We start from the raw sequence: 5,422 nt of genomic DNA, 5'->3' as shown, positions 1-5,422 counted from the left end.
AGCCGCGCCTTCAGCCAATCCGCGATCAGGCTCACCGCCTCCACCGCCTGCGGGATCGCCCGGCGGGCCGAGACGAAGGCATGCACCTGCCCGGGGAAGGGATGCAGCACCGCCTCGCCCCCCGCCGCCGTGAGCGCCTCGTAATAGATCGTGCCGTCGTCATAGAGCGGATCGTGGCCCGCGTTGAGGATCAGCGCCGGGGGCTGGCCCGCCAGATGGGGCGAGTTCAGCGGCGAGACGCGCGGGTCCAGCCAGTCCTGCCCCTCGGGGAGGTATTGCTCCAGATACCATTGGATCCGGTCGCGCGGCAGGACATAGGCGTCTTTCAGCGCCTCCATCGAGCGGCTCTGCATCCGGGCATCGACCGCCGGGTAGATCAGCACCTGCGCCTTGGGCAGCGCCTCGCCCGCCGCGGCCAGGTCATGCATCAGCACCGCCGTCAGGTTGCCGCCCGCGCTGTCGCCGCCCACCGCCAGCCGTGACGGATCCACGCCCCAGACCCGGGGCGAGGCCCTGAGCGCGCGGTATGCCGCCAGCACATCGTCGGGCCCGGCCGGAAACTTGTGCTCGGGCGCCAGCCGGTAGTCGAGCGAGATGACCCGGATCCCCGCCTCCAGCGCCAACTGCCCGCAGAGCCCGTCATGCGTGTCGATGCCGCCCTGCACCCAGCCGCCGCCATGGATGTACAGCAGCGTCGGCCGGTCCGCCGCCGAAAGGTCCGTGTCATAGATCCGCGCCGGCCGCTCGCCCGCGCCGCCCGGCAGCATCACGTCGCGCGTTTGCACCGCGGCCGGGCTGGGCAGGTCGAATTTGTCGGCCAGGATCTGCAGCGAGCGGCGGCTGTCGGCCAGCGTCGGCGTGACGCCCGGCACGCGGACCGAGTTGAAGAGTTCGCCCAGCGCCTGGGCCTTGGCGTCGATGCGCCGGCCGTCGACCACCTTGCGCCGCCCGGCAAAGAACAGGGCCGCCAGCGGCTCGGGGGCGCGGGCCACCGCGACCAGCGTCAGAAGTTTCAGCTTGCCCATGATCCCCTCACTTTTGCCCCAGATGGTCACGTCGGGCGGGCGGGATCAAGCCTCGATCCGCACCTCGATGCCCCAGGGATCCTGCGTCACCCGCGGCGTGGCCCCGTCGCGCGCCCGCAGCGTGATGTGATGGAGCCCGGCATAGCCTTCCTGCATCGGCGCCGCCCCCCGGCTGTTCCACTGGTTGACGGCGATATGGTGGTGATAGCCGCCGGTCGACAGGAAATTGGCGTCGCGCGAGCCCCGCACCAGGTCGAAACCCAGCTCGTCATGCCACCAGGCGGCGGCGGCCAGCGCGTCGCCCACCTGCAGATGGACATGGCCCACCATCGTGCCCGCAGGCGCGCGGAACCCGCCCTCGGGCAGGGCCGGCGCCTCGTCCATCAGCCCGCGCAGGTCGAGCCGCTCGCTGCCCATGCTCACCTGCCCGCGGGTCCAGGTCCAACTGTCCTGCGGTCGGTCGGCGTAGATCTCGACACCATTGCCCTCGGGATCGGCGAGGTAAAGCGCCTCGCTCACCCGGTGGTCCGCGGCGCCTTGCATCGGCACCTGCCGCTCCATCGCCCGCCGCAGCCATTGGCCGAGGAACTGCCGGTCGGGCAGCAGGAAGGCCGTGTGATAGAGACCGGCCCAGCTGGGGAACGGACGGCGCAGCGCGGAATCGCCGGTGATCTCCAGCAGCACCTGCCCGCCCGCGCCCAGCCGGATCACCGGGCCGTCGCGGCCCAGCCGCTCCAGCCCCAGCACGTCCTCATACCAGCCCGCCAGCGCCTCGGCATCGGGGCTGCGCAGGCCGACGCGGGCGACGGACAGGGGCGCATCCAGGGGCAGCGTGTTGCGCCCGGTGGCACCGGCGGCAAGTGCGGTGGCGGCAGCCGTGGCCGCGCTGGCCGTGGCGAGGAACTGGCGGCGCATCATGGGGGACTCCGGCGAGCTGACAGCGGTGATCTGCCGGTAATTTACCCCCGCCGCCGGGCCGGGGACAGGGCGCCTCACGCCGCCGTGATCACACCACCCGCATCCGCTTCTCGGTCAGCCGGGAATAGAGGCCGCCGCCGCGGATCATCGCCCGATAGGCCAGTTTCTGCGCCAGCCGGGTGACAGGCCGCTGCACGTCGAGCAACAGGGCGATGCGCGGGTGGCTGCCGGGGTTCAGCACCTCATGGGTGAAGGTGTCGTCCCACAGCAGCCCCCCACCTTCCTCATAGGGGTAGCTCACGCCATCGACCTTCAGCCAGGGCCCGGGCTCGGGCGCGTAGAGGCACAGGTGATAGCGCAGGATGCCGCGGAACGGGCCGCGATGGGGCGGGATATGCTTGCCGGGATCGAGGAAGGAATAGGCCGCTGTCGAAACCTGCGGATTGGCGGCCAGAAACCCGGCCAGTGCCGGGGTGCGGGCGGCATTGGCCCGGATCAGATGGCCGTAGGTTTTGACCATGACCATGCGCCAATCCTTGCCGTCCGAGGCCGAGATCCGCGTCTGGGTGGAGGAAATCTCGTGAAACCGCGGGATGCCCGTGGCGCCCGCATAGAGCGCCAGCGCCTCGTCCCGCAGCATCGGATAGAGCATCTGCAAGGCTTCTGCCTGCGGGAAATAGGTCTCCATGTCCAGGACCGGCGGCGTGTCGATCCCGGCATAGAGCTGCCGCATCCGCTTGCGCAGGCGGCCCATGACGATCTGTTCCAGCATGCGCAACACTCCCGCTTCGGTCCGACGATAGCGGCTTTACGACCCTTTGGCGACGGCCGGGTGACAGGGGCAGGACGGCGGGCCGCGGCCGGGGTGGGCGGGCGGGAGGCTGCGGCCCGCCGTCCTGCCCCGCCGTCCCGCCGCAACGAAAAAGGGCGACCCGCAGGCCGCCCTTTCCCCGTTCCGTCATCAGCCTCAGCCGATGATCGCGTTCAGCGTGGCCGAGGGGCGCATCACCTTGGCGACCTTGGCATCGTCCAGCAGGTAATACCCGCCCAGATCGGCCGGCACGCCCTCGACCGCGTGCAGTTCGGCGACGATCTTCGCCTCGTTCTCGGCCAGCGCCTTGGCGATCGGCGCGAAATGCGCGGCCAGCGCGGCATTGTCCGTCTGCGCGGCCAGCGCCTCGGCCCAGTAGCGGGCGAAGAAGTAATGCGAGGTGCGGTTGTCGTTCTGGCCGACCTTGCCCTCGGGGCTGTCGTTGTTGTCCAGAACCTTCTGCGTGGCCGCATCGACCGCCGCGCCCAGAACCGCCGCCGCCGGGTTGTTCTTGGCCTCGGCCAGGAAGTTGAACGATTCCCCCAGCGCGCAGAACTCGCCCAGCGAGTCCCAGCGCAGGTGGTTCTCTTCCTGCACCTGCTGGACGTGCTTCGGCGCGGTGCCGCCGGCGCCCGTCTCGAACATGCCGCCGCCCTGCATCAGCTTGACGATCGACAGCATCTTGGCCGAGGTGCCCAGTTCCAGGATCGGGAACAGGTCGGTCAGATAGTCGCGCAGCACGTTGCCGGTGATGGTCACGCAATCCTTGCCGGCGCGCATGGTTTCCAGCGTGTAGCGGGTAGCCGCGCGCGGATCGAGGATCTTGATCTCGATCCCGGCCGCCTTGAGCGCGGGCTCGACATACTTGATCAGCTCGGCGTCATGGGCGCGGTTCTTGTCCAGCCAGAAGGCCGCGGCACCGGTCGCCTTGGTGCGGGCGATGCCCAGCTGGATCCAGTCGAGGATCGGCGCTTTCTTGGCGGTGGCCGAGCGCCAGATGTCGCCCTTCTCCACGTCGTGCTGGTGCAGCACCTCGCCCGAGGCCAGCACGATCTTGATCGTGCCATCGGCGGGGGCTTCGAAGGTCGTCGGGTGCGAGCCGTATTCCTCGGCCTTCTGTGCCATCAGGCCGACGTTCGACACGGCGCCGCAGGTGGTGACGTCCAGCTTGCCGGTCTCTTTGAAATACTCGACCGTCTCGTCATAGACGCAGGCATAGGAATTGTCAGGGATGCAGCACAGCACATCCGCTTCCTTGCCGTCCGGGCCCCAGCCCTTGCCGCCCGCGCGGATCACGGCGGGCATCGAGGCGTCGATGATCACGTCCGAGGACACGTGCAGGTTGGTGATCCCCTTGTCCGAGTTCACCATGTACATCGGCGGCTGCGACGCCATGACGGCCTTGTAATCGGCTTCCAGCGCGGCATTGCCGGCGATCTTCTTCTCAAGGTCGCCGAGGCCCGAGTTCGGGTTCCAGCCCAGCGCGTCCAGTTCCGCACCGTGCTTGGCGATGAAGTCCTTGAGGTAGACCTTGACGAAATGGCCGAAGATGATCGGGTCCGAGACCTTCATCATCGTCGCTTTCAGGTGGGCCGAGAACAGGACGCCCGGCTCGACCGAGGCGAGCGCCTGCTCGATATAGGCGGTCAGCGCCTTGGCCGACAGGAAGGTCGCGTCGACGACCTCACCCTCGGTGTATTTCAGGCCCTTCTTCAGCACGGTTTCCGCGCCGTCCTTGCCGGTGAAGACGATCGAGGCGCCACCCGCCTGCGCTGCGGTGAGGGTCGCCGATTTCTCGTTGGCGAAGAAGTCGTTGCCGGGCATCGAGGCGACGCGAGTCTTCGAGTCCTTCGACCAGTTGCCCATGCGGTGCGGGTTGGCCTTGGCATAGGCCTTGACCGCCTTGGCCGAGCGGCGGTCCGAGTTGCCCTCGCGCAGGACCGGGTTCACGGCCGAGCCCTTGACCGCGTCATAGCGGGCCTTGATGTCCTTCTCCGCGTCCGTCGTGGCCTCGGCCGGGTAATCCGGCACGGCGTAGCCCTTGGATTGCAGTTCCTTGATCGCGGCGTTCAGCTGCGGCTGCGAGGCCGAGATGTTGGGCAGCTTGATCACGTTGGCGGCGGGGGTCTTCACCAGCTCGCCCAGCCAGGCCAGATCGTCCGAGACCTTCTGCGCCTCGGTCAGGAAGTCGGGGAACACCGCCAGGATGCGGCCCGCGACCGAGATGTCGCGCGTCTCGACGCTGACGCCCGCAGCGCCGGCGAAGGCGCGGATGATCGGCTCCAGCGAAGCGCGCGCCAGTTCGGGGGCCTCGTCCACCTTGGTGTAGATGATGTCGGGGGTATCGCTCATGGCCATGCATCCTCTGTCGGTCAAAGCCCCGGGGCGGCCTCGGCAGGCGGGCCCTGGCGCGGGGGATTCGGACAGCGGCGGGTGCCGCCGTTCGCTGAGCGCTTCCTGACCGAAAACCGCGTCCGCGTCAAGCGTTGTGTGCAATGGTATACAATGAATTCATCGCGCAGCCGCGCTGGCCGCGATGGTGCCGGTTTTACAGCGCCTCGTTCAGGAAATCGAGCAATCCCTGCCAGCTTTGCCCATCCGCCCCGGCATCGTAATCGCGCCCGCCCCAGACGGTGAAGGCATGACGGACATTGCCGTAGATTTCCGC

4 protein-coding genes are annotated in these 5,422 nt (G+C 68.6%); all 4 read right to left on the bottom strand.

Annotated elements, in window-relative coordinates; genetic code table 11:
• A partial coding sequence (locus tag VDQ18_RS22600; protein WP_323023113.1) for an alpha/beta hydrolase occupies positions 1-1,025 on the bottom strand: 1,025 nt, incomplete at its 3' end.
• Between the two features lie 45 nt (positions 1,026-1,070).
• Positions 1,071-1,943, bottom strand: a complete 873-nt coding sequence (locus tag VDQ18_RS22595) for a VOC family protein (RefSeq protein ID WP_323023112.1) — start codon at positions 1,941-1,943, stop codon at positions 1,071-1,073.
• 88 nt (positions 1,944-2,031) lie between these two features.
• Positions 2,032-2,715, bottom strand: a complete 684-nt coding sequence (locus VDQ18_RS22590; RefSeq protein WP_323023111.1) for an aspartyl/asparaginyl beta-hydroxylase domain-containing protein — start codon at positions 2,713-2,715, stop codon at positions 2,032-2,034.
• A gap of 195 nt (positions 2,716-2,910) precedes the next feature.
• Positions 2,911-5,112: an NADP-dependent isocitrate dehydrogenase gene (locus tag VDQ18_RS22585; RefSeq protein WP_323023110.1), complete on the bottom strand. Its 2,202-nt coding sequence runs from the start codon at positions 5,110-5,112 to the stop codon at positions 2,911-2,913.
• Positions 5,113-5,422 lie beyond the last annotated feature (310 nt).

Origin of the sequence: Pararhodobacter sp. (assembly GCF_034676075.1) — a bacterium.
Taxonomy (GTDB): domain Bacteria; phylum Pseudomonadota; class Alphaproteobacteria; order Rhodobacterales; family Rhodobacteraceae; genus Pararhodobacter.
Note: the sequence above shows the minus strand (reverse complement) of the source record. Positions and strands in the feature narration are given on the sequence as shown.